Genomic DNA, 26,824 nt, shown 5'->3' on the forward strand with positions numbered 1-26,824 from the left:
GGGACGTCCGACATCGGTCCCGCCCGTCAGCTCGTGGACTCTCCGAGCGCTCCCGACTGGCTCGTGTCGGATTGCTGGCCGATGACGGGGATGAGGTCGGTCGCGGGCGGAAGGGTCGGCTCGGAGCCCCCGCCGTCGTCCGTCAGGCGGCCGTGCGGGGCGGGGCGACCGGCCAGGCGCGGCCCCTGATCGGCCAGCGGCACGGCGACGCTCTCTCCCGTGCGCACCGTCAGCTCGCGGCCGCGCACGGAGAAGGGCACCTCCTCCGTGCGCCCGCCCGCGCGCGCCGTCACGGCGATCTCCTCGCGCGTGAGGCGGACGTCGAGGCGCGTCCCGCGCCACGTCAGGGGGAACGACAGCTCGGGCCAGTCGGCGGGCAACCGCGGGTCGAAGCTCAGCGTCCCGTCGTGATCGCGCATCCCGCCGAACCCGCTCACGAGCATCGTCCACGCGCCGCCCGCCGCGGCGATGTGCACGCCGTCCGACGCGTTGCGGTGCAGGTCGGCGAGATCGACGAACAGCGAGTGCTCGAAGTACGTCAACGCGAGGTCCTGATACCCGACCTCCGCGGCCATGATCGACTGCACGACGCCGGAGAGCGTCGAGTCCCCCGTCGTCAGCGGGTCGTAGTAGTCGAAGTCCGCGCGCTTCTCCGCCGCCGTGAAGTGGCGGCCCTGAAGGAACTGGGCGAGGACGACGTCGGCCTGCTTGAGCACCTGGAACCGGTAGATGACGAGCGGGTGGAAGTGCAGCAGCAGGGGGCGCTGCTCCGGCGGGGTGTTCTCGAGGTCCCACACCTCCTTCTTCAGGAAGAGCGAGTCCTGCGGGTGGATCCCGGCCTCGTCGCTGTACGGGATGAACATCGCGTTGCCCTGGCGCTCCCAGCGCTCGGGCTCGTCGGCGTGGAGCGAGAGCCGCTCGACCATGGCGCGGTACGCGGCGGGCGCCCGCTCGGCCATCTGTCGGACGACGCTCGCGGCGGCGCGCAGGTTGAAGCGCGCCATGACATTCGTGAACAGGTTGTCGTTGACGACGGTCGTGTATTCGTCCGGCCCCGTCACGCCGTGGATGTGGAAGCTGTCGGCGCCGCCGCGCGTGCGCCAGAACCCGAGCGTGCTCCACAGCCGCGCCGTTTCGACAAGCAGGTCGATGCCCTCGCGCGCGAGGAACTCGACGTCGTCGGTGGCCTCGACGTACTTCACGAGCGCGTAGGCGACGTCGGCGTTGATGTGATACTGCGCCGTGCCCGCGGCGTAGTAGGCCGAGGCCTCCTCGCCGTTGATCGTCCGCCACGGGATGAGGGCGCCGGCCTCGCTCATCTGCTGGGCCCGGCGGCGCGCCGCCGGCAGCATCCCCGTGCGCATCCGCAGCGCGTTGCGCGCCCACCACGGCGAGGTGAAGTCGAGGAACGGGAGCACGTAGATGTCCGTGTCCCAGAAGTAGTGACCGCTGTAGCCGGATCCCGTCATGCCCTTGGCGGGCACGCCCCAGCCGTCGGCTCGCGCCGACGCCATGGCGACCTGGAGGAGGCTCCACCGCGTGGCCTGCTGGTAGCTGTCGTGCCCGGGGATCCGCACGTCGGAGCGCTCCCAGAACTCGTCGAGCCAGGCGCGCTGGCGCGCGAAGGCGGCGTCCGGCCCCGCCGCGCCGGCGCGGTCGAGCGTGCGGCGCGCCCGGTCGATGAGCTCGGTCGCCGGAACGCCGCGCGAGGTGTGATAACTCACGAGCTTCGTGACGGTCACGGGGACGCCGGCGCGCGCGTTGACGCGCACGACGTTTTTCGCGATGTCCGGGTCGAGCAGGTTGCGCGTCTCGAACTCGTTCTCGGTCTCGACGACGTGGTCGGCGACGACCGCGATCGACATGCCGCTCGACGCGGTCCGGTAGGACAGGGCGGAGCGCGTGCCGTCCTGCCAGTACTCCTGCGGCACGAGCACGCGCTCGGCGATGCGGTCGGTCTTGCGCGGGTCGAACCCGCCGGCCTCCTGCGCCTTGCGCGCCGCGGGCGGGCGGCCGCTGTAGACGTCCTCGCCGTCCTGCCGGTTGATGAGCTGGCAGTTCACGACGACGGGGGCGTCGTCGTTCAGCACCGTGACGGTCATCTGCAGGACCGCGAGGTGGCGGTCCTCGAACGAGACCATGCTGCGCGACTCCAGCAGGACGTCCTTGCCGGACGGCGTGATCCAGCGGATCCGCCGCGCGTGCGTCGCGTCGCGGAAGTCCAGCGAGCGCTCGTACTCGACGAGCTCGGCGATGTCGATCGACATCGGCTCGTCGTCGACGTACACGCGCATGGTCTTCGCATCGGGGACGTTCACGATGGTCTGCCCGACCTCGGCGAAGCCGTACGCGTTCTCGGCGTGGCGGATCGGCCACGTCTCGTGGAAGCCGTTAATGAACGTGCCGTGCTCGTGCGCGTGGCGCCCCTCCGGGAAGTTGCCGCGCATGCCGAGGTAGCCGTTCCCGGTCGCGAAGATCGTCTCGGAGACGCCGAGATCCTCCTCGCTGAAGCGGGTCTCTACCAGGCGCCACGGATCCGTCGGGTACCGGTCGCGATCGATCATGCGTCGTTCTCCAAGAGGTCGTCGAGGTCGGTCACAATGAGGTGCGCGCCCGCGTCGCGCAGGGCGTCCGCGCCCGTTCCGCGGTCGACCCCCACCACGAGGCCAAAGCCGCCCGCCGTCCCCGAGGCGACGCCGGAGACGGCGTCCTCGATCACGGCGGCGCGCGCCGGATCCACGCCGAGGGCACGCGCCCCCGCCAGGAACACGTCCGGGGCGGGCTTGGACGGCAGGCCGTCGCGCTCGGCGACCACGCCGTCCACGACGACGGCGAAGCGATCCGTCAGGCCGGCTGCCGACAGCACGGGCCGCGCGTTCTTCGAACTCGACACGACCGCGACGGCGACGCCGTCACGGTCGAGGACGTCAAGGACGGCGAGGGATCCGGGGTACGCCGCGATGCCCTCCTCCTCCAGCACGCGCGTGAAGACAACGTTCTTGCGGTTGCCGATGCCGCACACCGTGTCGGCGCTCGGATCGTCGTCCGGGCGCCCCCACGGCACCTCGACGTCTCGGCTACGCAGGAGCGCCGCGACGCCGTCGTACCGCTTGCGCCCGTCGAGGTGGGCGAAGTAGTCGCGCTCGGAGTAGGCGGGGTGGATGTCCCATGCGGCGAAGAGATCGTCGAACATCGCCTGCCACGCGCGCATGTGGACCTCGGCCGTGGGCGTGAGCACGCCGTCCAGGTCGAACAACACGGCGTCATAGCCGGCGAGCGCCGGAACGGACGCGCGGGCGGGGTCGGTGCTCCGTGTCACGGGTTCTCCGATCGGTCCGGGGGCCGGTTTCCTCGCCAGCGTAGGGCATCCCGCGGCCCTCGCCACGCGCGGTCAACCCGCGGCGACGCGGTCGAGCGTCTGGCGCGCGATCTCGAGCTCCTCGTCCGTCGGGACGACGAGGACCGCCGTGGGCTGGTCGTCGGGCGAGATGCGGGTGATCTCCCCCCGCGGCACCGACGCGTTCTTCGCCTCGTCGACGCGCACTCCGAAGACGCCGAGGGTCTCCAACGCGGCGGCGCGCACGCGGGCGACGTTCTCGCCGACACCCGCCGTGAACGAGATCACGTCGACCCCGCCCAGCTGCGCGATGTAGGCGCCGGCGTAGCCGCGGAGCCGGTGGACGTAGACGTCGAAGGCGAGCCGGGCGTCCTCGTCGTCCGCGTCCGCGCGCGACAGGAGATCGCGCATGTCGCCGACGCCCGCGAGGCCCACGAGGCCGCTGCGCGAGTTCAGGAGCCGGTCGACGCCGTCCACGTCGAGGCCCGCGCGGCGCTGCAGGTGGAGGAGCACGGCAGGATCGAGGTCGCCCGAACGCGTGCCCATCACGAGGCCCTCGAGCGGCGTGAACCCCATGGACGTCTCGACCGACCTCCCGCCGTCGATCGCCGTGACCGACGCGCCGTTGCCGAGATGGAAGACGAGTTGGCGGAGCTCCGCGAGTTCCCGGCCGAGGTGGCGCGCGGCGGCCTGGCTCACGAACTTGTGGCTCGTACCGTGGAATCCGTACCGGCGGATCCGGTGCCGGCGCGCGAGCTCGCGGTCGATCGCGTAGGTGTATGCCGCGGGCGGCATGGACTGGTGGAAGGCCGTGTCGAACACCGCGACGTGGGGGATGTCGGCGAACGCGCGCCGCGCCGCGCGGATCCCCTGCAACGCCCCCGGGTTGTGCAGGGGCGCGAGCACGGACAGCTCATCGATGTTGATCTCGACGAGGTCGTCGATCATCGTCGCGTCGAAGAAGCGTGCCCCGCCGTGCACGACGCGGTGCCCCACGGCGGCCGGCGGGTGCGCGGCGAGCGAGGGGCCGTGCTCCGCGAAGGCATCGAGCATGGCCTGGAACCCGGCCGTGTGGTCGGGGATCTGACGGTGCGCCTGGTGCGTCGCGGCGGCGAGCGTGACCTGCGGGGCTCCGGGCTCCGCCTGCGGGCGCACGGTATGGACCGCATGCCCCTCCTGCTCCCCGATGCGCTCGACGAGACCCGAGGCCAGCACCCGCTCCGTGCCCATGTCGAGCAGCTGGTACTTGAACGAGGAGGATCCGCTGTTGACGACCAGCACGACGCTCATGGGTCAGCCTTCCTGCGCCTGGATCGCGGTGATCGCGACTGTGTTCACGATGTCGTCGACGAGCGCGCCGCGCGACAGGTCGTTGATGGGGCGGTTCAGCCCCTGGAGCACGGGGCCGATCGCGACGGCGCCGGCGGCGCGCTGCACCGCCTTGTAGGTGTTGTTGCCGGTATTGAGGTCGGGGAAGACGAACACCGTGGCGCGCCCCGCGACGTCGGAGTTCGGGAGCTTCGCGCGCGCGACGGCCGCATCGGCGGCAGCGTCGTACTGGATCGGCCCCTCGATCGGCAGCTCGGGCGCGCGCTCGCGGGCGAGCGCGGTGGCCGCGCGCACCTTGTCGACATCGGCGCCCGATCCCGATTCCCCCGTCGAGTAGGACAGCATCGCCACGCGCGGCTCGATCCCGAACCGCCGCGCCGTTTCGGCGGAGGAGATCGCGATGTCGGCGAGCTGCGCGCTCGTCGGATCCGGGATCACCGCGCAGTCGCCGTACACGAGCACGCGATCGGCGAGCGCCATGAGGAACACGCTCGAGACGACCGAAACCCCGGGCCGCGTCTTGATGATCTCGAACGACGGCCGGATCGTGTGCGCCGTCGTGTGCGCGGCACCCGAGACCATGCCGTCGGCGAGGCCCATGTGGACCATCATGGTGCCGAAGTACGACACGTCGGTGACGAGGTCGGCCGCCTTCGCGTAGGTCATGCCCTTGTGGGCGCGCAGGCGCGCGTACTCGGTCGCGAACTGGTCGACGTGGACGGCGTCGAAGGGGCTGAGCACGTCGGCGGCCGCGATGTCGAGCCCCAGCTCGATGGCCCGCGCGCGCACCTCGAAGGGCTCGCCGAGGATCGTCAGCCGCGCCACCCCGCGCTCCAACAGGATGGCCGCGGCGCGGAGGATGCGGTCGTCGCCGCCCTCCGGCAGCACGATGTGCTTCAGGTCTGCCCGCGCGCGCTCGTGCAGCTGGTACTGGAACATCAGCGGGGTGACGACGGTCGCGCGGGCAACGCCGAGGACGCGGGTGAGCTCGGCGATGTCGACGTTCTGGTCGAAGAGGCTGAGCGCGCGGTTGTAGCGCTGCGCGCTCGAGGCGGCGAGCCGGCCGCGCGTGCGCATGATTCGCACCGCCGTCGCGTAGGTGTCGCCGGCCGCCCGGATGATGGGGATCGCGGAGTGGAGCCCCTCCATGAGCCGCAGCATGACCTCCGGGATCGGGAAGTCGCCGTTCAGGACGATCCCCGCGAGCGACGGGAACGTGCCCGAGCTGTTGGCCATGAGCGTCGCGAGCAGCGCGTCGCTCCGGTCGGCGGGGATGATGACGACGTCGCCCTCCTCCAGCCGCGGCAGGACGTTGACCATCGACATCGCCGCGACCGTGACCCCGAGCGCCTCGCGGCCGAGGAGGGCCTCGTCGCCCGTGAGGAGCTCGCCGTCGACGGACCGCAGGATGTCGCCCATCGTGGGGGCCACGAGGAGGCGATCCTCGGGCAGCGCCCACACGGGCGAGTCGCCCGCCACGGTGCGCACCGCGCCCACGATCTCGTCGCGGCGCTCGCCGTCGGCGCGGTTGACGATGACGGCGGCGAGGCGCGTCGCGCTGCGGCCCAGCTCCCCGATCGCGAGCGAGGCGATCTGCCCCATCTGCTCGGGCGAGCGCGCGGTCGTCACGCCGAGGGCCTCCGTGTCGCCCTGCAGGTGGCGGCCGCCGAGGACGAGGAGTACGGGGGTGCCGAGGTTCGCCGCGATGCGGGCGTTGTACGCGAGCTCGGCGGGGCTGCCCACGTCGGTGTAGTCGCTGCCGAGCACGACGACCGCGTCGCACTGGCGCTCCAACCGCCCGAAGCGGTCGACGATGTCGGCGAGCGCGCGCTCGGGGTCGGCGCGCACGTCGTCGTAGGTGACCCCGACGCAGTCCTCGTAGGCGAGGTCGACGCCGTCGTGGTCGAGCAGCATGTCGAGGACGTAGTCGCGCTCGGTCGTCGATCGCGCGATCGTGCGGAAGACGCCGACCCGCGCGGTCACGCGGCTCAGCGAATCGAGCACCCCGAGCGCGATCGTCGACTTGCCGGAGTGCCCCTCCGCGGACGTGATGTAGATGCTTCTCGCCACGGCTCCCAACCTACCGAGCACGTTCGACATCCGGGCGGGTTCTCAGCCGATCGATGACTCCCGCGCGAGGAGGCGGGCCTTGACGGGCTCGCCCCACGCGAATCCGCCGAGGGATCCGTCGCTGCGGAGCACGCGGTGGCACGGCACGAAGAGGGCGGCGCCGTTCCGCGCGCAGATGGACGCCGCGACGCGGGCGGCGGTTGGACGCCCGAGCATCACGGCGAACTCCGTGTAGGTGAGGGGCGCGCCCGGGCGGATCCGCCGGAGCGCGTCCCACCCTTCGCGCTGCAAAGGGGTGCCCTCCTGGCGCACGGCGACCCGGTCGATCGCGCGGGCGTCGCCGGCGTAGTAGGCGCGCACGGCGTCGGCCGCGGCGGTTTCCCGCTCGCGCGCCGCGGCAATGGGCGCGCGCAGCCGCGCCCTCAGGGCGTCGTGGCTCGCCGTCCACCCGGACGCGAGCACGGCGCCGTCGTCGTCGGCGAGCAGGGAGAACGGCCCGTCGGGCGTGTCGATCGTGCAGATGTCGGGCATGTCAGCCTTCCGGTTCGAGGGCGTGGGCCCAGAAGTGGGCGCTCGCGTAGGAGCGCCACGGGGCGAGCCGCTCGGCCCACGCACGGAGGCCTGCGGGGTCGGCGGGGGCGCCCGCCCTCCGCGCCCCCGCGCGCAGGACGAGATCGCCCGGCAGGATCACGTCGGGATCCTTCGCGACGCGCATGCGCACGTAGTCGGCCGTCCACGGGCCGATCCCCGGCCGGGCGAGGAGAGCCCGCCGCTGGTCCTCCGGGTCGTCGTCCTCGAGCAGCGCGAGCGTGCCGTCCGCGAGCGCGGTCGCCGCCGCCAGGATGGCCGCGACGCGGCGGGCCGGCCCGCGCAGCACCTCGCCGCCGCGCTCCGCGATCTGGACCGCCGTGGGAAAGAGGATCCGCTCCTCGCCGGCCAGGTAGATCCGCTCCCCCAGCGCGTCCGCGAGCCGGGTGAGGTGCGTCCGTGCGGCCGCGACGGAGATCTGCTGCCCGACCATGGCCCGCACGAGCATCTCGTGCGGATCGGAGGCCCCGGGCACCCGGATCCCCGGCGTGCGCGCGACGAGCGGCGCGAGCTCGGGGTGCGCGGCGAGCGCCGCGTCGATCGCGAGGGGGTCGGCGTCGAGATCGAGCAGGCGCCGGACGCGGCAGGCGAGCGCCTCGCGATCGCGCGGATCCGTCAGCTCGGCCGTGAGCCGCACGCCGTCCGCGAGGTCCACGCGAAACCAGGCGGGACCGTGCGCGAGCCGGAGGGTGCGCTCGAAGGCGGACGACGTGACGCGCTCGACCCCCGCGACCGCGCGGGGCGCGAACCAGGAGAGCAGCCCCGGCGCGTCGAAGGGAAAGCGGACGGGGAGCGCCATCGAGATGCGCAGGTCGGGGGCGCGGTGCCGATCCGTGGTCATGCGTTCCCCCTCACACGGGCGACGCCCGCGAAAAGAAAAGACTCTCCGCGTACCCGGCAGAGCCCGGTTACCCTTGCTACGTTTCCGTCCTGGGGGAGTTGGCCTGGATGCCGTCACGCGGAGAGCTGACACCAGCCTAACAGGCCATCGGACCGGGGTCGCACCCGCCGCGGTGTCGTCACCCGTCGCTAGGCTGGCGCCACCCGACCGCGACGAAGGAGCTGCCGTGACCTCCGTTCCCCTGTCCCCCGAGGAGTTCCGGGAGACGACGACGCGGATCGCCGACAACGTCCGCCGCGTCATCGACGGCAAGGACCACGCGATCCGGTCCGCCCTCGTCGTGCTGTTGGCGGAGGGCCACCTCCTCCTGGAGGACGTGCCGGGCGTGGGCAAGACCGCCCTCGCCCGCGCGCTCGCCGCGTCGATCGACGCGGACGTCCGGCGGATCCAGTTCACCCCGGATCTCCTGCCCGGCGACGTCACGGGCGTGTCGGTGTTCAACCCGGCCGTGCGCGAGTTCGAGTTCTCCCCCGGCGCCGTGTTCGCCCACATCGTCATCGCCGACGAGATCAACCGCTCCTCCCCCAAGACGCAGTCGGCGCTGCTCGAGGCGATGGAGGAACGCCAGGTCTCGGTGGACGGCCGGACCCACGCGCTGCCGCGGCCGTTCCTCGTCGTGGCAACGCAGAACCCGCTCGAGATGGACGGCACCTACGCGCTTCCCGAGGCGCAGGTCGACCGCTTCATGATGCGGCTCTCGCTCGGGTACCCGGACGCCGACGCCGAGGCGCTCATGCTGCGCCAGCGCGACGCCGGCAACCCGCTCGACGCGCTCGAGCCGGTCGTGTCCCCGCAGGGCGTCGCGCGCATGATCGCCTTCGCGCGGGGCGTGCACGTCTCCCCCGCCATCGAGCAGTACGCCGTCGCGCTCGCCCGGGCCACGCGCACGCATCCCGGACTCGTCCTCGGCGCGAGCCCGCGCGCCACCCTGCAGCTCGTGCGGGCGGCCAAGGCGTGGGCGGCGCTCCGCGGCCGCGACTACGTCGTCCCCGACGACCTGGCGCACCTCGCGCGGCCGGTCCTCGCCCACCGCCTGATCCCCGCGCGCGCTCCCGCGGGACGCCGCGCGTCGGATGCCGCGCGCGAGATCGTCGACGAGGTCCTGGGGAGCGTCCCGGTGCCGATCGCGGACCGATGAGGCGCGCGCGAGGCGTCGCGGATCGCACGCGGCTGACCCCCGCGGGGTGGGGCATGCTCGCCCTCGGCGCGGCGCTCGTGGCCGCATCCGCCCTGCTCGCGCGCCCGGAGCTCGCGGTCGTCGGCACGGCGCTCGTCGCCGGCGCCGCGGCCGCGGTCCTCGTCCTGCGGACGCTGCCCCTCCCGCGGGTCGCCGCCGTGCGCCTGGCCGACGACGTCGTCGCGGTCGGCGACACGACGCGGGCCGAGGCGGATCTCTCCGGGCGCGGCCCGCTCGCCGAGGCCGCCGTCCTGCGCGCGGGCGCGGACGTTCGCGTGACCGATCGCGACGTCGCGGCTGGGTCCCTCACGCCGCTCGTGCGCGGCGCGCACCGCGTCGGACCGGTCGAGGTGCGGGCCGTGGGCCCCTTCGGCGCCGCGCGCCGGAGGGCGCTGCGCGGCGCGCCCGCCACACTGCTCGCCGTGCCCGCCGCCGTCCCGCTCGCGACCACCCGGGACCGCGCGGCGCACCCCGGCGAGGGCACCCCCGTGCGGGCGCGCCTGGGCCAGGGATCCGACGACCTCATCCCGCGCCCCTACGCGCACGGCGACGCGATGCGGCGCGTGCACTGGCGGGCGTCCGCGCACCACGGCGACCTCATGGTCCGCGAGGAAGAGCGCGACGAGGCGCCGCGCGCGGTCGTCGCCCTCGACACGCGGGGCTCCTCGTGGGGCGACGCGAACGCGTTCGAGGAGGGCGTGATCGCCGCCGTTTCCGCGCTCGCGCGCCTCGGCGACGACGGATACAGCGCCGACCTCGTCGTCGGCGCCGAGCGCGTTCCCGACGCGCACCAGGGCGCGGGCCGCGCCGCGGCGTGGGCCCTGCTGGCGGCGGTGGAGCGCGCCGAGGGCGACCCCGCGGGCGTCCCGCGCGACGCGGGCACGATCGTCTGGATCGGCAGCGACCCGCCCCCCGCGCCGCTCGCGGGCCTCGCGATCCACCTCGCCCCGACGGACCGGGGCGGGCGGGGATGGCGCCGCGGCGACCTCCGCGCGGGCGCCGGCGAGGCGTGGGCCGAGGCCGTCGGCGGCCGCACATGACGGGCCCCGCGCCCCGCCGCCCCGCGGCCGCCCGCCGGCGCCCCCGGCTCGGCGCGCGGGCGGCCGCGCTCGCGTCGGTGATTGCCGCGCTCGTCCCCCTCATGAGCCTGCTGAGCTCGGGGTGGTTCGTCGCCGCCGGCGCGGCGGCCGCGGCCGTGGCGATCGCGGGCGCCATCGGATCCCTCGGCGGCCGCTGGGTGGGCGCTGTGAGCCAGATCGCGGCGACCGTCCTCGCGGCCTGGTGGGCCTTCCCCGGGCCCACCCTCGGCGCCGTCGTCGCAGCCGCCACCCGGCAGCTCGTCGACGGGGTCGCGCCGGTCGCGGTCGATCCGCCGCTCCGCTTCCTCCTCGTCACGGCGACGGCCCTGACGATGCTCGCGGTGAATTCGCTCGTCGCGGCGCGCCTGCCGGTCCTGGCCGTCCTCCCGCTCGCTCTCATCCTCGTCCTGCCGCAGCTCGCCGTCCCGCGCGGCGACCACGTCGCGGAGGCGGTGCTCTTCGCCGCGTGCGCGCTCCTGATGATCCAGGCGGGGAGCGCCCGGCCGGGCCGCGGCGTCGGGGCGCGCGTCGTCGCCGCCGCTACCGTCGCGGTCGCCGTCGCCGCGGGCGCCGTGGCGGGGCCCGCGCTACCAGTGGTCCCCGCCGCGGACGCCGGGCTGTTCGCGCGCGGGACGAGCGTCGACGTCGACCTCGACCTCGGCGACGACCTGCGCTCCGCCGCGGGCACCGAGATCCTCCGCGTCCGCACCGACGCGGCCTCCGCGCCCTACCTGCGCCTCGCCACCCACGGGGCCTTCGTCGGCGGCGCGTGGGAGCGCTCATCGACGGAGATCGGGCCGCTCGAGGACGGCCTGGCCGCCCCCGTGGTCTCGGGCGCGGCCGGGGACGTGCCGGTCGCCGAGGAATCGACCTGGGTATCGGACGTGACGCTCGAGAACGGGTACCTGCCGCTCCCCGCGGGCGTCGTCTCCGTGACGGGCCAGAGCGCCGGCGCGTGGGCGGCGCGCGACGACCGGACGGCGACCTCCGGGCGACCGGCCGCCGGCGAGACCTATCGCGCGCTGGCCCAGGTCCCGGCTCCGACGCGCGCCCAGCTCGACGACTCCCCCTGGCTCCGCGACGCCTCCGGGGGCCTGCGAACCCGCGACGCGGCCGGCGTCGCGGTCGCCGAGGCCGAGGCCGCCGCGGCGTTCACCACCGTCGACGACGACGTCATGGAGGGCCCGATCGGCGCCGCGGCGCGCGAGGTCGCCGGATCCGCCCCAACGCCCTACGCGGCGCTCCTGGCCCTCCAGGACTGGCTGCGCTCGGACGCGTTCGCCTACTCCCTGAGCACCCCCGTCGACGAGGGATTCGACGGATCCGACGCCGACGCGATCGCCGGCTTCCTCGAGGTGCGCGAGGGGTACTGCGTGCACTTCGCCTCGGCGTTCGCCCTCATGGCGCGCACCGAGGGGATCCCGACCCGCGTCGCGGTCGGCTACCTGCCGGGCACGCCGACGGGGGGCCGCGTCGACGGTCTCAGCGTCTTCTCCGTCGACAGCGGCCAGCTGCACGCGTGGCCGGAGGCCTATCTCGTCGGGGTCGGATGGGTCGCGTTCGACCCCACGCCCGGCGTCGCGGATGCCCAGGGCGTCGTCGCGGCAGAGTCCGGCGCCGCGCCGAGCGCGGCCCCCGAGGCCGCCCCGAGCGCGGAGGCCGAGCCGGAGCCCGCGCAAACGCCCAGCCCCTCGGCCACCGCCCCGACGGAGGCCGTGGAGGACGACGCCCCCGGCGGCCAGGCGCCCCGCGAGGCTCCGTGGGCCCTTCTGGCACTGCTCGCCGCCGCGCTCGTGGCGGCCGCGCCCGCGATCGCCCGGCGGGCGCTGGCGGCCCGGCGCCGCGCCGCGGCGCGCGCGGGCGACGCGCGGGCCGCCTGGCGCGAGGCACTGTCGGCGGCCGTCGACGCCGGAATCCCCGTGGCGCCGGCCGACACGCCGCGGGGCATCGCGGCCCGGCTCGCCGAGGCGGGCGCTCCGCCACCCGCGGCCGACGCGCTGGCCGCGGCGCTCGAGGCGGCCGTCTTCGCCCGGGATCCCGCGCCAGCCGGCGACATGTCCGGCCCGCTCGACGCCGTGACGCGGGGGATCCGCCCGACGTCCGCCCCCGCGCGCGCTGCGGCCGCCATCCTGCCGCGCTCGCTGGCCCGGCCGCCCCGATTGGGCACGATCGCGCATCGCGGGTAACATGGCTCGAGGCCCGATTTCGGGCCAAGGAGGATTCGCCTAGCGGCCTATGGCGCACGCTTGGAACGCGTGTTGGGTGCAAGCCCTCGGGGGTTCAAATCCCCCATCCTCCGCCATTTCCTCGCCCCCGGACCCTCGTCGGTCCGGGGGCGAGGTCGTCTAGCTGGCACCTCGCTACACTCGCGAGTGTGAACGACGGCGACGAGCGCGCGGGCGGCGCGCGCCGGGCCGAACGATCGGCCGGCGACCGCACCCGATCCGTGTGGCGATGGCAACTGGTCCTCGCCTTCAGCACGGTCGCGATCGCCACGGTGATCGCGCTGCTGGATCCGCTCCTGTTCACGGGCGCGCCCTTCATCGTCGGCCTCGCGCTCATCGTCGCGATCACGATCGCGACGATGGCCGTGCCGTGGCACCGGGTCCCGCGCGCGGGGCTCGCCGTCATCCCCTTCCTGGACATCGTCGCGATCGGTTTCCTGTCGCACTCGAGCGACGTCCGCCTGGGATTCCTGTGGGTCTTCCCCGTCGCGTGGATCGCGACGTACTACAGCCTCGCGTGGCTCGTCTCGGCGATCTGCGCCATCGGGGTCATCGTGCTCGTGAGCGCCCTCGTCGTGGGGTTCCCGACCGACCAGGCTCTGCGCCTGTTCATCCTCACCATCTCGCTCGGCTTCATCGGGACGACGATCCAGCTCGGATCCGCACGCACGCGCGCGGCGGCGCGCCTGTTGCGCCGGCAGTCCGGTCAGCTCTCCCGCATGCTCGAACGCGCGCAGCACGAGGAGCAGCGTCGCACGGCGCTCCTCGACACGCTGCAGACGGGGGTCGCGCAGGTCGAGCCCAACGGCACGATTCGCGCGTCCAACGCGGCGTATCGCCGCATGTACGGCCTGGATGCCGTGCCGCAGCTCCACCCCTCGCGCGCGGTCGAGTACCGAGACCGGCGGGGCGATCCGGTGCCCGCGGAGGAGACGGTGATCGCGCGCGCCGCGCGCGGCGAGACGTTTTCGGGCGTGCGGGTGTGGCTGTTCGACGTCGTCGGCCGCTGGCGGGTCCTGGAGGTCTCGGCGCGCTACCGCATCGACGGCATGATCGTCGTGACGGAGGACGTCACGGCCGAGGCCGAGGCCGCCCACGAGCGCCGCTCGCTCGCCCGCGTGGTCTCGCACGAGCTGCGCAGCCCCCTGACCGCCGTGCTCGGGCACACGGACCTGCTCCTCGAGCGACCGGACCTCCCCGGCAGCGCGCGCGAGCAGCTCACCGTCATCGAGAGCGCCGCGGAGCGCATGGAGGAGATGATCGCCCGCATCCTGCAGGATCCCGGGCGAGACCCCGCCGAGGACGACACGGTCGTCGACGTGGGCGAGGTCGTGCGGGCGTCCGTGGCGGGCTTCGCCCCCGCGGCGGCCGCCGCGGGGACCGCCCTCGACCTCGCCGCGCGCGACGGCGCCGCGATCCTCGGTAACGGCTTCCGCCTGCGGCAGGCCATCGACAACCTCATCGGAAACGCCGTGAAGTACACGCCCCGCGGCGGCCGCGTCGACGTCAGCGTCGAATCGGACGCCGACGCGGTCGTCGTCACCGTCTCGGACACGGGCATCGGCATCGCGAGCGACGAGATCGCCCACATCTACGACCCATACTTCCGCGCGAACAGCGCGCGCGACAGCGGGATCCCCGGCACGGGAATCGGCATGGGGGTCGTGCGCGACATCGTCGCCCAGCACGGCGGGCGCCTCGACCTGCACAGCGTGCTCGCGCGCGGCACCACCGCCACCGTCACCCTCCCCCGGCGCGGAGCGAAGGAGCTGCCCGAATGATCCAGACCCCCGACGTCCCGTTCATCGCCATCACGACGCTGGCGTGCGTCCTCATGATCGGCCTGGGCTTCCTCCCGCGTCCGTCGGTCGCGACGGCGATGTGGTCCTTCGCCTTCGCGCTCGGGATGCTCGCCTCCTACGCCCTCCTCGCCGCCGGGCTGGCGGACTCCGCGCTCCTCCGGGGGCTCGGATCCGGCATCTTCCTCCCCGCGAACGCCCTCATCTGGGTCGGCTTGCGCGCCGCGGCGGGACGACGGCACACGATGTGGCAGGTGGCGGTCGCCTACCTCATCGCCTCCCCCGTCGCGCTCATCGCGACGGCCGGGACGAACGCGTACTCCGTGACCTTCCGCGCGGATTTCGCGGTCGCCGCGATCTTCGGCGCCCTGATCGTCGCGGAGCTCGTGCGGATGTACCCGACCTACCGCGACGTCGTGCTGCCCATGATGCTCGGGGGCGCGCTGTTCCCCGTCTTCGCCGTCTACGGGATCCTGGAGGGCGTCATGCGCGCCCTGGAGGGAACGACGGCGGCGGACGACCTCGCGGGCGTGCGCAGCGTCAACAGCGTCGGCACGGGCGTCTACGTCGTCTGCGCGGTCGTCAGCCTGCTGCTCCTCGCGCGGCACGACGCGCCGGCCGCCTCCGGATCCGCGGGCGGCTTCGACGAGATCGCCCGCGCGCGGCTCGTGCGCGCCCGCGCGGCGGCCGACGAGTGGTGGTCGGTCGTCGAGGTGCGCCTCGACGACCCCGCCGACATCCGCACGGCGCTCGGGGGCTCCACCTTCGCGCGCGTCGCGGGCCGCTTCCGCGCGGACGTGCTGGCCGAGCTGCCCGCCGACGCCGACTACGCCGAGGTCGACGAGACGACCTTCGTGATCCTCGTTCCCCGGTCGCAGGAGGCCGTGCGCCGGCTCGTCATCGCGATCCTGGATCGCGTCTCCCGCCCGGATCCGGAACGCCGCCTGCCGCTGCGCGTCTCCGCGAGCATCGGCTGGGCGCCCGCGCAGATCATCGGGTACGAGCTCGACGCGCTGCGCGCCGCGGCGACCGACGCCGCCAGCATCGCCCGCGCCAAGGGCGGCGACCGCTGGGAGCGCACGACCGCGCCGTGCGACGCCGCGCCCGGGGTGCGGTGAGCCCGCGGCGGCGCGGCGCGGTTGCGGCGCTCGCCGCCGCCCTCGCGCTCCTCGTCGGCTGCCAGGCCGCCCCCGAGCGAGCGGCCCACCCGGAAGCGCCCCGCCCCACGCCGATGGCTACGGCGCCGACGACGGCGGGCGACGGCGCCCCGCCCTGGTCCGACGACGCCTTCCTCGCCCCGTCCGGGTCCTCCGCCCGCGCCGCGCTCGCGACCGATCCCGGGCCCGAGGAGGAGCGCGCGGCGACCTTCCTCGCCGACCGGCCGACGGCGACCTGGCTGACCCCGGAGGCCGCGCCGCTCGGGTCTGTCGCGGGTGCCGTGACCGCGCTCGTCGACGAGGCGGCGGACGAGGGCGTCGCGCTCGCGCTGGTGGTCTACGGCATTCCGGACCGCGACTGCGGCGGCCACTCCGCGGGCGGGTTGGACGCCGCCGCGTATCGCGCGTGGGTCGCGGAGATCGCGGGCGCCCTCGCACCCCGCCGCGCGCCGACGGTCGCGATCCTCGAGCCGGACAGCCTCGGGCTCGCGCGCGAGTGCGCGCACCTCGGCGAGCGCCAGGCCGATCTCGCCGCCGCCTCCTCCCTCCTCGCGGACGCGGGCGCCTGGGTCTACCTCGACGGCGGGCACAGCGGCTGGCTGCCCCCCGAGGAGATGGCCGCGCTGCTCGCCGGTGTCGACGCGCCGGGCGCGATCCGCGGCTTCGCGACGAACGTCGCGAACCATCGGGCGACGGCCGACGAGGTGGCCTACGCGCACGCCGTCTCGGCGCTCGCGGGCGGCCTGCACGCCGTCATCGACACCTCGCGCAACGGCGGCGAGACGTCGGCGGCCGCGTGGTGCAACACCCCGGGGCGCCTCGTCGGCGAGGATCCCGCGACGCTCGCCGACGACGTCGTCGACGGCAACCTCTGGATCAAGCCCCCCGGCGAGAGCGACGGCGAGTGCGAAGGCGGCCCGCGCGCCGGCGTCTGGTGGCCCGAGGCCGCGATCGCGCTGACGTCGCACGCCGAGTGACGCGGCGTGGGTGCGCTCCCGGCGCCGATATCATGGGCCGACACAACGCAAGGGGGACGGGATGAGCAGTACCGAGCACGCGCTGAAAACCGCGGTCATCGTCGAGGACGACCCCGACATCCGCCACCTCCTCGAGAGCGTGCTCGAGTCGGCGGGGTTCTCCACCGTCTCGGTCGGCAACGGCATCGACGGGGTGCGGGCGGTCACGACCTATCAGCCGCTCATCACGACTCTCGACGTGAACCTCCCGGGCATCGATGGGTTCGAGGCGGCGCGCCGGATCCGCGCGGCGAGCGACACCTACATCATCATGCTCACGGCGCTCGACGAGGAGGCCGACGTGGTGCTGGGGCTGAGCTCGGGCGCCGACGAATACCTCAACAAGCCGTTCCGCCCGCGCGAGTTGCGCGCGCGGATCGAGGCGATGCTGCGCCGCCCGCGCCGGGCGACGCCGCAGGCCCCTCCGCGACAGGAGGCGTCGGGCCCGTCGTTTCCCGCGCCGCGCACGGCCTCCGCGGATCCGCCCGCGCACACGGATCCGCCGGCCCCCGCCCGCGAGGCCTCTCCCGAGCCGGTCGCCTCCGCGCCGGTCGCCGAGGTCGTCCTCGTCGCCGAGCCCGCGCCCGCAGCGCTCCCCGCCACCGGTCTCGGCCCCCACACGATGGTGCATCGCGACCTGCTGGTCGACCCGGAGAGCCGGATCGCCCGGATCGGATCCGCCGACCTCGATCTCACGCGGACGGAGTTCGACCTGCTCGCGACGCTCATGGAATCGAAGCGCCGAGTGCGCAGCAAGGCCGACCTGACGCTCGTCCTGCGCGGCGAGTCCTACGTGACGAACTACCTCGTGGGCGACGCGGACAAGCGCGCGATCGAGGCGCACATGACGAACCTGCGCCGCAAGCTCGGCGACAGCCCCGCGGCCCCGCGCTACGTCGAGACGGTGCGGGGCGTCGGGTACCGCCTGACCTCGGACGCGACGCAGGCGGCCTGAGCGCTCAGACCTCGTACCCCTGGTGCCGGCGCAGCAGGGAGAACAGCATCGTCACGGTCTGAAGCACGGTGACGACGCCGAGGATCGGCCAGCCGACCCAGAGGATCGACGACTGCACGACCGGCCCGAGCATCGACCAGATGACCGCGGCGGCGGCGATCACGACCGCGACGAGCGCGAACGGCAGCCAATACGTGCTGCGCCCGCCCTTCTCCGCGCGCGCCTGCATCGCCCAGTTGTCGACCTTCTTGCGCGAGAGGAACCGGGTCCACGAGCGCGCGAAGTGGCTGAGGCGGACCCACATGAACAGCTCCGCGGGCACGAGGAGCGCCGCGAAAAGGTAGTCGCGCGCCGTGCGGGTCCGCATGCTGCGCGCGATGCGAAGGTTCAGCGCGGTCGCGACGGCGGGCGGAATCAACCACCAGGCGGAAAATACGAAGGCGTCGATGGAGAGGGACCCTGCGAGCAGGACGACGAACGCCAGCCGCACGAAGAGGTTCATGAGCATCGACAGGTTCTCGAGCCACCGCAGGCGGAGATTGGGGTGGAACGGCTGCCCCTTCGTGTCGCCGCGCTGGCCGGGCCACATCAGCTCGATGGCGCCGTACGTCCACTTCACCTGTTGCGCGTCGTAGGCGCGCAGGGTCGTCATGCCGCCCACGTCGGCGCGCGCGAACGGGCTGATTTTCGTGAGGTAGCCCGCGCTCTTGATCTGGAGGGACAGCAGCGAATCCTCCACCTCGCTGTCGCGCACCCAGGGGGTGGACTGGTGCCCTTCGGCCATGACCTGCCGGAGTGCCGCGGTGGAGAAGATGGAGAACTGCCCGCCGAGGACGGCCATGTTGCGCCCGCGCAGGAGGTTCTGCATGTTGAACGCCGCGAACTGCGTGCGCTGCCCGGCGATGAGGAACCGCGCGATGGATCCGTGCGTCTCGCGGTCGTCGATGGAGTAGATCGCCGAGATCCCGCCGATGCGGGAGTCCGCGACGGCCTCGTTCTCCAGGTGCTCCACGGCGCGCGGATCCGCGACGGTGTCGCCGTCGACGCCCAGCAGGTACTCGCACCCCTCCACGAGCGCGTAGCCGTAGTTCAGCGCCCCGACCTTCTTGTCCGGGTTCTTGCCGATGTCGTGCACGAACACCTCGGTGAACTGGTCGCCAAGCGGGGTCGAGACCTCGTGCGGGCCGGCGAATTCGGAAGCGACGCGCACGGTGCCGTCCGAGGAGTTGTTCACGACGACGTGGATCACATCGGGAACGCGCGTCTGCGCGAGCAGCGCGCGGAGGACGTCGCCGATTGACTCCTCCTCGTTATAGGCCGGGATCACGCACCCGATCGTCGAGCGATGCCCCGTTACGTCCTCGAGGACGGCGGAGAAGTCGTCGACGAGGGCGGGGTCGGCGGCGCCCTGGTGGGGCACGAGCGCCTGCGAGTCGCGATCCATGAGCCGTCCGATCAGTGCGGTGGAGGGGGTGCAGGTCGATTCTGCGGGGCGAACCTCTCGCCCCACCGCGGGGTGGGCGCAAGATCCGCTGAAGGGTGCCTCAGCCGGCGGGGAAGATGGCGATCGGGATCTCTTGATCGAGCGTCACCGTCTGAAAGTCGCCGCCGTCCGCGGCTGCCTCGATCGCCAGCGTGAGGGTCACCTCGAGCGTCACGCCCGTCGTGTCCGCGGGCACGGCGCCGAGCGCCGTCTCGGGCAGGAGGAGCCCGCCCTGATAGCTGTTGAGCAGCAGGCCGCGGTCGGAGCGCATCGTGTCGGCGGGGACGAGGGTGCGCGGATCCGCCTGGAGCGCGAGCGGACCGGCGGCGCCGGAGGGCGCGAGTGTCGAGGCGATCGCGATGTCCGCGAGGTACACCCGGCGCTTGTCGGCGAGCACCGCCCGCTCTTCCGCGCGGTAGTCCGCGACGTTGACGGCCATCCCGAAGGTGTTCGCGGCCTCCGGCGTCCACTCCGACGTCCGCTTCGAGTCGACGGCCCACGCCTCCAGGCGGACCTCGAGCGCGTCGGCGACGTCGGAGGTCAACAGGACGGATCCGTCCGTCGTGAAGTCCGAGGCGAACGCGGCGGCCGTCGCGGAGGGCTCCGCGGGCGCGAGCGCCGCGTCGACGGCTCCCTCGATGCGGGCACAGCCGGCGACGGCGAGGACGGCGGCCACCGCGAGGGCGGCGGCGAGCGGGCGAGCGGGCATGGGTGCTCCGGGAGGAAAGAGCCTGCGCGCCCGATCGGGTTCGGGCGCGCAGGCGGTGGCCGCGCCAGGGCGCGAGGGGGGGGTACGCGCCTCGGGCGGCGCGCCGTCGCCCGCATCCCTGCGGGGCGACGTGGCTATGCAAGCACGGCCGGCGGAGGGAACCGAGCCCGCGGGGACAGAATTGCGCGAGTCTTGCGGCGGCCTTGAGGTCCGGCGCGCTCAGCCCGCGAGCGCGATGGTCAGCGTGTCGGTCGCGGTCTGCTTGGCGTACTCGTCCGACGTCGGCGTCGTCTGCACGAGGAGCTCGTAGCGCAGCGACACGGTGATCGAGGCGGTCCCCTCGGGGACCGCGCCGAGGGCGAAGGCCTGCGAGTAGCTGTACGGCGCGCCGATGAGATAGCCGGGGCTCTCGGTCGCGGTGTCCTCCGCGGTCGCACCGCTTTCTCCCGTGGCCGTCTGCACAGCGACCGATGCCCGCTGGAGGTAGACCCCCTGGCCGTCGTCGGGGTCAATCGAGGCGGTCAGGGACAGGCTCAGCGGCTTCGGGGATCCGGCGGTCCACTCGTCCATCGCCAGGTCGGACCAGTACGTCACGTCGATCTGGACCGCGCCCGCCGTCAGGGTGCGCGCGAGGCTCCCCGCCGCGAGGTCGCTCGCAACGGGCGCCGCGGACGGCGTCGCGGCGGGCTCGGCGGCGGTTGTCCCCTGGCCGAAGGTTCGTTCCGCGGTCGGCGTGGGCGCCGCCGTCTGGCCGGGCGCCGCCCAGGGCGCGCTCCCGCACCCCGAAAGCCCCGCCGCGAGCGCGAGAATCGCGATCGCGGCGCCGTGCCGTCGCCCCATGCCGCGTCCTCCCGCCGTCGCGAGCAGTCTAGAGGTCCGGGTGACCTTTCCGCGCGCCGCTCGCCCGGGGCACGGGCCCGCGCGCGTGTCGGTGCTCCGTGACAGGCTGGGGGCATGGCCGACACCGATCTCGAGATTCGCGCCCTGGCGGCGCTCCGGCGACTCGTCGGGCGGGAGGACGCCGCGTTCCACGACGGCCAGTTCGAGGCGATCGCGGCGCTCGTCGGCGAGCGGCGCCGCGCGCTCGTCGTGCAGCGCACGGGGTGGGGCAAGTCGGCCGTGTATTTCGTCGCGACCCGTTTGCTGCGCGATCAGGGCGCGGGGCCCACCGTGCTCGTCTCGCCGCTCATCGCGCTCATGCGCGACCAGATCGAGGCGGCCGCGCGCGCTGGGGTGCGCGCGGTAGCGATCAACTCGACGAACGCCCACGAGTGGGAGGACGTGACCGCGCGCCTGGCGGAGGGGACGGTCGACGTGCTCCTCCTCTCCCCCGAGCGCCTGAACAATCCCGCGTTTCGCGACGAGCAGCTCCCCCGGCTCGTCGAACAGATGGGGATGCTCGTGGTCGACGAGGCGCACTGCATCAGCGACTGGGGCCACGACTTCCGCCCGGACTATCGGCGCCTCGGCGACCTCATCGCACGGATGCCGGAGGGCGTGCCCGTGCTCGCAACGACCGCGACGGCGAACGAGCGCGTCGTCGGCGACGTGGTCGAGCAGCTCGGCGCGGATCGCGTCACGACGATCCGCGGCCCGCTCGCGCGCGCATCCCTGCGCCTCGGGGTCATCCGGCTCCCCGATGCCGCGTCGCGCCTGGCCTGGCTCCTCGCCCACCTCGACGACCTCCCGGGATCCGGCATCATCTACACGCTGACCGTGTCGGCCGCCGAGGACACGGCCCGACTGCTCCGCGAGCAGGGGCACGAGGTCCGCGCCTACACGGGCCAGACCGACGCCGACGAACGCGCCGAGTCGGAGCGCCTCCTCAAGGAAAACCGTGTCAAGGCGCTGGTCGCCACGAGCGCGCTCGGAATGGGCTTCGACAAGCCCGACCTCGGTTTCGTCCTCCACCTCGGCGCGCCCTCCTCCCCCGTCGCGTACTACCAGCAGGTCGGCCGAGCGGGGCGCGCGACCGCGTCCGCCGACGTCGTCCTCCTCCCCGGGCCAGAAGACGAGGAGATCTGGCGGTACTTCGCCACCGCCTCGATGCCCGACGCCGAGCGCGCGCGGCGCGTGCTCGACGCGCTGGGCGACGCGGGCCGCCCGATGTCAACCGGGGCGATCGAGGCGGCGGTCGACATCCGCCGCACCCGCCTGGAGCTGCTCCTGAAAGTGCTCGACGTCGACGGCGCGGTCCGGCGCGTGCGCGGCGGCTGGGAGGCCACGGGCGCGAGCTGGGCGTACGACGCCGAGCGCTACGAGCGGATCGCGGCGGCCCGCCGGGCCGAGCAGGCCGACATGCTCGCCTACGAGCGCGGCGACGAGTGCCGCATGGCGTTCCTCCAGCGCCGTCTCGACGACGACACGGCCGCTCCCTGCGGGCGATGCGACGTGTGCGCGGGCGCGTGGTTGGGCGCGGGCATCGACGCGGGCAGGGTCTCCGAGGCCGCCCGGTCGCTCGACCGCGTCGGCGTGCCGATCGAGCCGCGCCGGCAGTGGCCGACGGGGCTCGACCGCCTCGGCGTCCCCCACCGCGGGCGCCTCCCCGCCGAGGAGCAGGCGGCGGCGGGCCGCGGCCTCGCGCGCCTCACCGACCTCGGCTGGGGCGGGCCGCTTCGGCAGTTGTTCGCCGAGGGCGCGCCCGACGCGCCCGTGCCGGAGGCCGTCCTGGCCGCGTGCGTTCGGGTGCTGGCCGAGTGGGAGTGGGACGCGCGCCCCGCCGCGGTCGCGAGCGTGCCGTCCCGCCGGCGCCCGGTCCTCATCGACTCCCTGGCGACGGGCCTCGCGCGCGTCGGCCGGCTGCCCTCCCTGGGGCCGCTCCACGCCGCGCCGGCCGAGGCGCGCCGCGGGCCGACCGGCAACAGCGCCTTCCGCGTGGCCGAGCTCGACGGCCGCTTCTCCGCCGCGGGCCTCGCGGTGCCGCCGGCGCCCGTGCTCCTCGTCGACGACCTCGTCGACTCGCGCTGGACGCTGACGCTCGCGGCCCGCGAGCTCCGCCGGGCCGGAGCGAGCGCCGTGCTTCCGTTCGCCCTCGCCCTCACGTCCTGACGGGCGTGACAGGCTGGCATCACAACGATAAGGAGTCTCCATGCGCGCAGCCGTCGCCGTCGCTCAGTCCGCCGAAGATCCCCTCGCGGGCCTCGCACTCGTGGAGGACCGCCCGCGCCCCGCCCCGCGCCCGGGCTGGACGCGGATCCGTGTCCACGCCGCCTCGCTCAACCCGCACGACGTGTGGACGCTCCGCGGCGTCGGGCACCCGGCGGAGCGGATCCCGATCGTCCTCGGCTGCGACGCCTCCGGCGTCACGGAGGACGGCCGCGAGGTCGTCGTGCATCCCGTCTCCGGCGACCCGTCGCGCGGCGACGTCACGCTCGACCCGCGCCGCGCCATCCTGAGCGAGACGTTCGACGGCGGGCTCGCCGACGAGCTGATCGTCCCCGACGAGATGCTCGTCGACAAGCCGGCCGAGATCAGCCACGTCGACGCGGCGGCGCTGGGGATCGTGTGGGGGACGGCGTACCGCATGCTCTTCACGCGTGCCGGGCTGGCGCCGGGCGACCGCGTGCTCGTCCAGGGCGGCGCGGGCGGCGTCGGCAGCGCCTCGATCGCGCTCGCGCGCGCCGCGGGCGCGGTCGTGTACGCGACCGCGCGGACGGCCGAGAAGCGGGAGTTCGCGGCGGCGCAGGGCGCGCACGTCACGCTCGAGCCGGGCGCTCGCCTGCCCGAGCGCGTCGACGTCGTGATCGACACGGTAGGCGAGGCGACGTGGGCGCACTCGATGCGCTCCGTGCGGCCCGGCGGGGTCATCGCCACCTGCGGCGCCACAACGGGCGGCATGCCGCCGGCGGAGCTGCAGCGCGTCTTTTACCAGCAGCTGAGCATCGTCGGGTCGACGGGGTGCACGCTCGCCGAGTTCGAGGCGATGCTCCGGATGGTGACGGCGACGGGCCTGCGCCCCGCGACCGAGACCCTCGCGTTCGACGAGATCCCGGCGGGCTACGCGCGGCTCGACGCGGGCGACGTGCGCGGGAAGCTCGTGGTGGACTTCACGCGCTGACGGACGGCTCCCGCGCGGCCGACGGCCGCGCGGGAGGCCCGCTTTTACTCCTGCGGCTCGGCCGGGGCCGGCGCCTCCTGCTGCTGCCCCGTCGCGATCCCGCGGCCCACGGACGTGCCCTGGATGACGCTCGACAGGTCGATTCCGGTGGCCTCGCGGACCGTGTCGAACATGGCGCGCATGCCCATGGCCGCCTCGCCGGCCATGTGGCTCGACGCCCCGCCGTCGCCGGATCCGGCGAGCACCGTGACGCTGCCGACGGTGGCGTAGCCCTTGGCGAACTCCGTCATCATCGGCACGAGCACTTCGAGCGAGCGCTGAGCGAGCACAGCCTCCTGGTTCTGCTTGAGCGCCTCGGCCTCCGCGCGGATCGCCGCGGCGCGGGCCTCGCCGGCCAGGCGGATCGCGTCAGCCTCGGCCTGAGCCCGGGCCCGGGCGGCGTCGGCCTCGGCCTGGGCCTGCACGCGGATCGCCTCGGCCTCGCGCTCGGCCTTCTGCGCGTCGGCCTCGGCCGCCTTAATCTGCACGTACGCGTCGGCGTCGGCCTTGCGCTGCTGCTCGTACTCGCTGATGTCCGCCTCGCGACGCTGCACGTCGGCGGCGGCCTCGGCATCCTTCATGCGCGAGTACGCGCGCGCATCGGCGCGCTTCTGCTCCTCGTACTGCGCGGCGTCCGCCACGCGCTTGACGTCGGCGTCCAGCTGGGCCTGCCGGTTCTCGGCCTGCTGCATGAGCACGCCCTGCTCGGCGCGGGCGCGGGCCAGCGCCTCCGCCTGCTCCGCCTCGGCGCGCGCCTCGCCGACGTCCGAGGCCGCCGCGGCCTGGTTCTTGTCGAACTGCGTCTGCTCGACGAGGGTCTCCTCGCTCGTCGCGATCTCGCGCGCCTTGATCTGCCGCTCGGCGTCGATGCGCGCGATCTCGGCCTGGCGCTTGACCTTCGAGACCTCCTCGGCGCCCAGCGCGTGCACGTAGCCGTTCTCGTCCGTGATGCCCTGGATCTGGAAGCTGTCGAGCACGAGGCCCTGCTCGTCGAGGTCGCTCTTGATGAGCGTCGCGATCTGGTCCGAGAGCTCCTGGCGGTCGCGCATGAGCTGCTCGACCGACAGCGTCGCGACGACGCCGCGCAGGGCGCCCTCCAGCTGCTCCGTCGTGAAGACCTCGATGGCCTTGTCCTGCGAGACGAACCGCTCGGCCGCGCGCGCGATCGACTGGTTGTCGGATCCCACCTTCACGAGCGCCACGCCCGTCACGTCTACCGTGACGCCCTGGATCGACTGCGCCGTCGGCTGCACCATGATCTGGCGCGCGCGCAGCGACAGCGTCTCGGCGCGCTGGGTGATCGGGTTGACCACGGCGCCGCCGCCGCGGATGACCGCGATGCTCGACGTCTGTCCGTCGGATTTGCGCTGCCTCCGGCCGACGATCACGAGCGCCTCGTCCGCGCGCGCCACCTTGTACCAGGCGCGCATCAGCAGGACGACGACGAGGGCGATGATGGCCGCGACCACGAGCAGGATGATCACGACGATCGCGATTCCCGCGCCGCCGAGGGCGGCAAAGAGTCCACTCACAATTCTCCCCTTCTGCGCCCGGCGCCGGCGCCCCGACGGCGCGGCGCACCGGACGCCTCTCACCCTATTGACCCGCGGCGCCCCGCGCACGGGGAGATCTGCCCCGCGGGGGATCCCCAGCGCCGTTTCGTAGACTGGGACCATGGCCGAGACCCCCGCCCCCGCCGCGACGCGCCCCCGCATCACCGCCCTCGACGCGCTGCGCCTCGTGAGCGAGATCCTCGCGATCGCGTCGCTCGCACTGTGGGGCTTTCTCGCGTGGCCCCTGCCCTGGGCTGTCGTGTGGGGCCTGGGCGCGCCGATTGTCGCGATCCTCGTGTGGGCCGCGTTCGTCTCGCCGCGGGCGATCTTCCGGGTGCCGTCGGTCGTGCGCACCCTCGTCGAGGTGCTCGTGTTCGTGAGCGCGACCCTCGCGCTGTGGGATCTGAACCTGCCGTGGGCCGGCCTCGCCGTCGGCGCGTTCTGCGTCGTCGTGGGCGTCCTCACGGGCCGCCGCGCGCTGCGCTAACGTCCGCGCGCGACGGCGCGGCTCAGATGCCCTGCCAGGCGGGCTTGCCCGCGTACGTGTCGCGGTAGTACTCGGCGAGCTCAAGTCGCGAGGCGGCCGCCTCGTCGACGAGAACCGTGACGTGCGGGTGCAGCTGGATCGCCGACGCCGGCAGCATCGCGGTGACGGGCCCCTCGACGGCGCCCCGCACCGCCTCGGCCTTGCCCTCGCCGAACGCGAGCAACACGAGGTGACGCGCCTCGAGGATCGTGCCGAGCCCCTGCGTCAGGCAGTGCCGCGGCACCTCCTCGGGGTCGTCGAAGAACCGCGCGTTGTCCGCCCGGGTCTGGCGGGTCAGGGTCTTTACGCGGGTGCGCGACGCAAAGGAGGATCCGGGCTCGTTGAACCCGATGTGCCCGTCGGTACCGATGCCCAGCAGCTGCACGTCCACCCCGCCCGCGGCACGGATCTCGGCGTCGTAGCGTTCCCCCGCGGTCTGGAGGTCCGGGTCGTCGGCCGGCGGCGTGCGCACGAGCTCGGGCGTGAGGCCGAGCGGCTCGATCACCTCGCGACGGATCACGGAGCGGTAGGACTCGGGGTGCGCGGGGTCGAGGCCGACGTACTCGTCGAGCGCGAACCCGCGCACGCGCGCGAGGTCGAGGCCCGCCGCGCGCTCCGCGAGGGCGCGGTACACGGGAAGCGGTGTGGATCCGGTCGCGAGCCCGAGCACGGCGTCGCCCCGGCGCTCGATGAGGGCGACGATCGCACGGGCGGCGAGGTCCCCCGCCGCCTCCGCGTCGGGAACGATCACGATTTCAGCCATGGAGGGGGCGCCTTTCGACAGTGGTGGGAGGGGGGATCCGGTCGCCGCGGGCGATGCTCGG

21 protein-coding genes, 1 tRNA gene and 1 other RNA gene are annotated in these 26,824 nt (G+C 74.1%); 11 read left to right on the top strand and 12 right to left on the bottom strand.

Features of this window, described 5'->3' with window-relative positions:
- Positions 1 to 26: 26 nt before the first annotated feature.
- The 7 genes from G8E01_RS10380 to ffs form a co-directional block, all read right to left on the bottom strand.
- Complete coding sequence (locus tag G8E01_RS10380) at positions 27 to 2,564, bottom strand: glycoside hydrolase family 65 protein (RefSeq protein ID WP_205827272.1); 2,538 nt, start codon at positions 2,562 to 2,564, stop codon at positions 27 to 29.
- Positions 2,561 to 3,319 carry a beta-phosphoglucomutase family hydrolase gene (locus tag G8E01_RS10385; protein ID WP_166319377.1) on the bottom strand — a complete coding sequence of 253 codons (759 nt, stop codon included), beginning with the start codon at positions 3,317 to 3,319 and terminating at the stop codon, positions 2,561 to 2,563. The genes G8E01_RS10380 and G8E01_RS10385 overlap by 4 nt, the downstream gene beginning before the upstream one ends.
- A 72-nt stretch (positions 3,320 to 3,391) precedes the next feature.
- Positions 3,392 to 4,627, bottom strand: coding sequence for an acetate/propionate family kinase (locus G8E01_RS10390; RefSeq protein ID WP_166319379.1), 1,236 nt, complete (start codon positions 4,625 to 4,627; stop codon positions 3,392 to 3,394).
- 3 nt (positions 4,628 to 4,630) lie between these two features.
- Positions 4,631 to 6,736 (bottom strand): phosphate acetyltransferase, encoded by a 2,106-nt coding sequence (pta, locus tag G8E01_RS10395; RefSeq protein WP_166319381.1) that lies wholly within the window; start codon positions 6,734 to 6,736, stop codon positions 4,631 to 4,633.
- Positions 6,737 to 6,778: 42 nt separating this feature from the next.
- Positions 6,779 to 7,267 carry a methylated-DNA--[protein]-cysteine S-methyltransferase gene (locus tag G8E01_RS10400; protein ID WP_166319383.1) on the bottom strand — a complete coding sequence of 163 codons (489 nt, stop codon included), beginning with the start codon at positions 7,265 to 7,267 and terminating at the stop codon, positions 6,779 to 6,781.
- A 1-nt stretch (position 7,268) separates the two neighbouring features.
- A complete protein-coding gene (locus tag G8E01_RS10405; protein WP_166319385.1) occupies positions 7,269 to 8,165 on the bottom strand; it encodes a DNA-3-methyladenine glycosylase family protein in 897 nt (298 codons plus the stop codon).
- Between the two features lie 33 nt (positions 8,166 to 8,198).
- Positions 8,199 to 8,295, bottom strand: an RNA gene (gene ffs / locus G8E01_RS10410) — signal recognition particle sRNA small type.
- 96 nt (positions 8,296 to 8,391) lie between these two features.
- Here ffs and G8E01_RS10415 point away from each other — a divergent pair.
- The 8 genes from G8E01_RS10415 (at position 8,392) to G8E01_RS10450 (ending at position 17,633) form a co-directional block, all read left to right on the top strand.
- Positions 8,392 to 9,363, top strand: a complete 972-nt coding sequence (locus G8E01_RS10415; RefSeq protein WP_166319387.1) for an AAA family ATPase — start codon at positions 8,392 to 8,394, stop codon at positions 9,361 to 9,363.
- Positions 9,360 to 10,442 (top strand): DUF58 domain-containing protein, encoded by a 1,083-nt coding sequence (locus G8E01_RS12980; protein ID WP_166319389.1) that lies wholly within the window; start codon positions 9,360 to 9,362, stop codon positions 10,440 to 10,442. The genes G8E01_RS10415 and G8E01_RS12980 overlap by 4 nt, the downstream gene beginning before the upstream one ends.
- The gene (locus G8E01_RS10425) at positions 10,439 to 12,667 is read left to right on the top strand and encodes a transglutaminase TgpA family protein (RefSeq protein ID WP_166319391.1); all 2,229 of its coding nucleotides are present in this window, start codon (positions 10,439 to 10,441) and stop codon (positions 12,665 to 12,667) included. Before G8E01_RS12980 ends, G8E01_RS10425 begins: the two co-directional genes overlap by 4 nt.
- 28 nt (positions 12,668 to 12,695) lie before the next feature.
- A tRNA-Ser gene (locus G8E01_RS10430) sits at positions 12,696 to 12,783 on the top strand.
- Positions 12,784 to 12,855: 72 nt separating this feature from the next.
- Positions 12,856 to 14,487 (top strand): ATP-binding protein, encoded by a 1,632-nt coding sequence (locus G8E01_RS13085; RefSeq protein ID WP_166319393.1) that lies wholly within the window; start codon positions 12,856 to 12,858, stop codon positions 14,485 to 14,487.
- Positions 14,484 to 15,623 (top strand): hypothetical protein, encoded by a 1,140-nt coding sequence (locus G8E01_RS10440; protein ID WP_166319395.1) that lies wholly within the window; start codon positions 14,484 to 14,486, stop codon positions 15,621 to 15,623. The genes G8E01_RS13085 and G8E01_RS10440 overlap by 4 nt, the downstream gene beginning before the upstream one ends.
- Positions 15,596 to 16,639 carry a glycoside hydrolase family 6 protein gene (locus G8E01_RS10445; protein ID WP_166319397.1) on the top strand — a complete coding sequence of 348 codons (1,044 nt, stop codon included), beginning with the start codon at positions 15,596 to 15,598 and terminating at the stop codon, positions 16,637 to 16,639. Before G8E01_RS10440 ends, G8E01_RS10445 begins: the two co-directional genes overlap by 28 nt.
- Before the next feature lie 61 nt (positions 16,640 to 16,700).
- Positions 16,701 to 17,633, top strand: coding sequence for a response regulator transcription factor (locus G8E01_RS10450; protein WP_166319399.1), 933 nt, complete (start codon positions 16,701 to 16,703; stop codon positions 17,631 to 17,633).
- Between the two features lie 4 nt (positions 17,634 to 17,637).
- Here the strand turns inward: G8E01_RS10450 and G8E01_RS10455 are convergent, their stop codons facing one another.
- From G8E01_RS10455 to G8E01_RS10465, 3 genes are all read right to left on the bottom strand, one after another.
- On the bottom strand, positions 17,638 to 19,077 hold the full coding sequence (locus G8E01_RS10455; protein WP_166319401.1) for a glycosyltransferase family 2 protein: 1,440 nt from the start codon (positions 19,075 to 19,077) through the stop codon (positions 17,638 to 17,640).
- A gap of 100 nt (positions 19,078 to 19,177) precedes the next feature.
- Entirely contained in the window at positions 19,178 to 19,825 is a 648-nt protein-coding gene (locus G8E01_RS10460) for a fructose 1,6-bisphosphatase (RefSeq protein ID WP_166319403.1), read from the bottom strand.
- 219 nt (positions 19,826 to 20,044) lie between these two features.
- The gene (locus G8E01_RS10465; protein WP_166319405.1) at positions 20,045 to 20,665 is read right to left on the bottom strand and encodes a hypothetical protein; all 621 of its coding nucleotides are present in this window, start codon (positions 20,663 to 20,665) and stop codon (positions 20,045 to 20,047) included.
- Positions 20,666 to 20,779: 114 nt separating this feature from the next.
- On the opposite strand from G8E01_RS10465, the gene G8E01_RS10470 reads away from it, so the two are divergent.
- Both G8E01_RS10470 and G8E01_RS10475 read left to right on the top strand, forming a co-directional pair.
- Positions 20,780 to 22,873, top strand: coding sequence for a RecQ family ATP-dependent DNA helicase (locus tag G8E01_RS10470; protein WP_166319407.1), 2,094 nt, complete (start codon positions 20,780 to 20,782; stop codon positions 22,871 to 22,873).
- A gap of 40 nt (positions 22,874 to 22,913) precedes the next feature.
- Positions 22,914 to 23,882, top strand: a complete 969-nt coding sequence (locus G8E01_RS10475) for a zinc-binding dehydrogenase (RefSeq protein ID WP_166319409.1) — start codon at positions 22,914 to 22,916, stop codon at positions 23,880 to 23,882.
- 44 nt (positions 23,883 to 23,926) lie between these two features.
- Here the strand turns inward: G8E01_RS10475 and G8E01_RS10480 are convergent, their stop codons facing one another.
- Entirely contained in the window at positions 23,927 to 25,351 is a 1,425-nt protein-coding gene (locus G8E01_RS10480; RefSeq protein WP_166319862.1) for an SPFH domain-containing protein, read from the bottom strand.
- Positions 25,352 to 25,595: 244 nt separating this feature from the next.
- On the opposite strand from G8E01_RS10480, the gene G8E01_RS10485 reads away from it, so the two are divergent.
- A complete protein-coding gene (locus G8E01_RS10485; RefSeq protein ID WP_166319411.1) occupies positions 25,596 to 25,961 on the top strand; it encodes a YrdB family protein in 366 nt (121 codons plus the stop codon).
- Positions 25,962 to 25,983: 22 nt separating this feature from the next.
- Here G8E01_RS10485 and nagB read toward each other — a convergent pair whose 3' ends face one another.
- On the bottom strand, positions 25,984 to 26,763 hold the full coding sequence (nagB, locus tag G8E01_RS10490) for a glucosamine-6-phosphate deaminase (protein ID WP_166319413.1): 780 nt from the start codon (positions 26,761 to 26,763) through the stop codon (positions 25,984 to 25,986).
- Positions 26,764 to 26,824: the final 61 nt, after the last annotated feature.

It is taken from the genome of Microbacterium excoecariae (assembly GCF_011326725.1).
Classification (GTDB): Bacteria; Actinomycetota; Actinomycetes; order Actinomycetales; family Microbacteriaceae; genus Microbacterium; species Microbacterium excoecariae.

What these genes read in the sequence shown, in the direction of transcription:
- G8E01_RS10485 (WP_166319411.1), top strand. Translation starts at nt 25,596, where the DNA reads ATGGCCGAGACCCCCGCCCCCGCCGCGACGCGCCCCCGCATCACCGCC.
- G8E01_RS10390 (WP_166319379.1), bottom strand. Translation starts at nt 4,627, where the DNA reads ATGAGCGTCGTGCTGGTCGTCAACAGCGGATCCTCCTCGTTCAAGTAC.
- G8E01_RS10455 (WP_166319401.1), bottom strand. Translation starts at nt 19,077, where the DNA reads ATGGATCGCGACTCGCAGGCGCTCGTGCCCCACCAGGGCGCCGCCGAC.
- G8E01_RS10425 (WP_166319391.1), top strand. Translation starts at nt 10,439, where the DNA reads ATGACGGGCCCCGCGCCCCGCCGCCCCGCGGCCGCCCGCCGGCGCCCC.
- G8E01_RS10400 (WP_166319383.1), bottom strand. Translation starts at nt 7,267, where the DNA reads ATGCCCGACATCTGCACGATCGACACGCCCGACGGGCCGTTCTCCCTG.
- G8E01_RS10450 (WP_166319399.1), top strand. Translation starts at nt 16,701, where the DNA reads ATGAGCAGTACCGAGCACGCGCTGAAAACCGCGGTCATCGTCGAGGAC.
- G8E01_RS10440 (WP_166319395.1), top strand. Translation starts at nt 14,484, where the DNA reads ATGATCCAGACCCCCGACGTCCCGTTCATCGCCATCACGACGCTGGCG.
- G8E01_RS10465 (WP_166319405.1), bottom strand. Translation starts at nt 20,665, where the DNA reads ATGGGGCGACGGCACGGCGCCGCGATCGCGATTCTCGCGCTCGCGGCG.
- nagB (WP_166319413.1), bottom strand. Translation starts at nt 26,763, where the DNA reads ATGGCTGAAATCGTGATCGTTCCCGACGCGGAGGCGGCGGGGGACCTC.
- G8E01_RS12980 (WP_166319389.1), top strand. Translation starts at nt 9,360, where the DNA reads ATGAGGCGCGCGCGAGGCGTCGCGGATCGCACGCGGCTGACCCCCGCG.
- G8E01_RS10460 (WP_166319403.1), bottom strand. Translation starts at nt 19,825, where the DNA reads ATGCCCGCTCGCCCGCTCGCCGCCGCCCTCGCGGTGGCCGCCGTCCTC.
- G8E01_RS10380 (WP_205827272.1), bottom strand. Translation starts at nt 2,564, where the DNA reads ATGATCGATCGCGACCGGTACCCGACGGATCCGTGGCGCCTGGTAGAG.
- G8E01_RS10470 (WP_166319407.1), top strand. Translation starts at nt 20,780, where the DNA reads ATGGCCGACACCGATCTCGAGATTCGCGCCCTGGCGGCGCTCCGGCGA.
- G8E01_RS10405 (WP_166319385.1), bottom strand. Translation starts at nt 8,165, where the DNA reads ATGACCACGGATCGGCACCGCGCCCCCGACCTGCGCATCTCGATGGCG.
- G8E01_RS10475 (WP_166319409.1), top strand. Translation starts at nt 22,914, where the DNA reads ATGCGCGCAGCCGTCGCCGTCGCTCAGTCCGCCGAAGATCCCCTCGCG.
- G8E01_RS10480 (WP_166319862.1), bottom strand. Translation starts at nt 25,351, where the DNA reads ATGCGCGCCTGGTACAAGGTGGCGCGCGCGGACGAGGCGCTCGTGATC.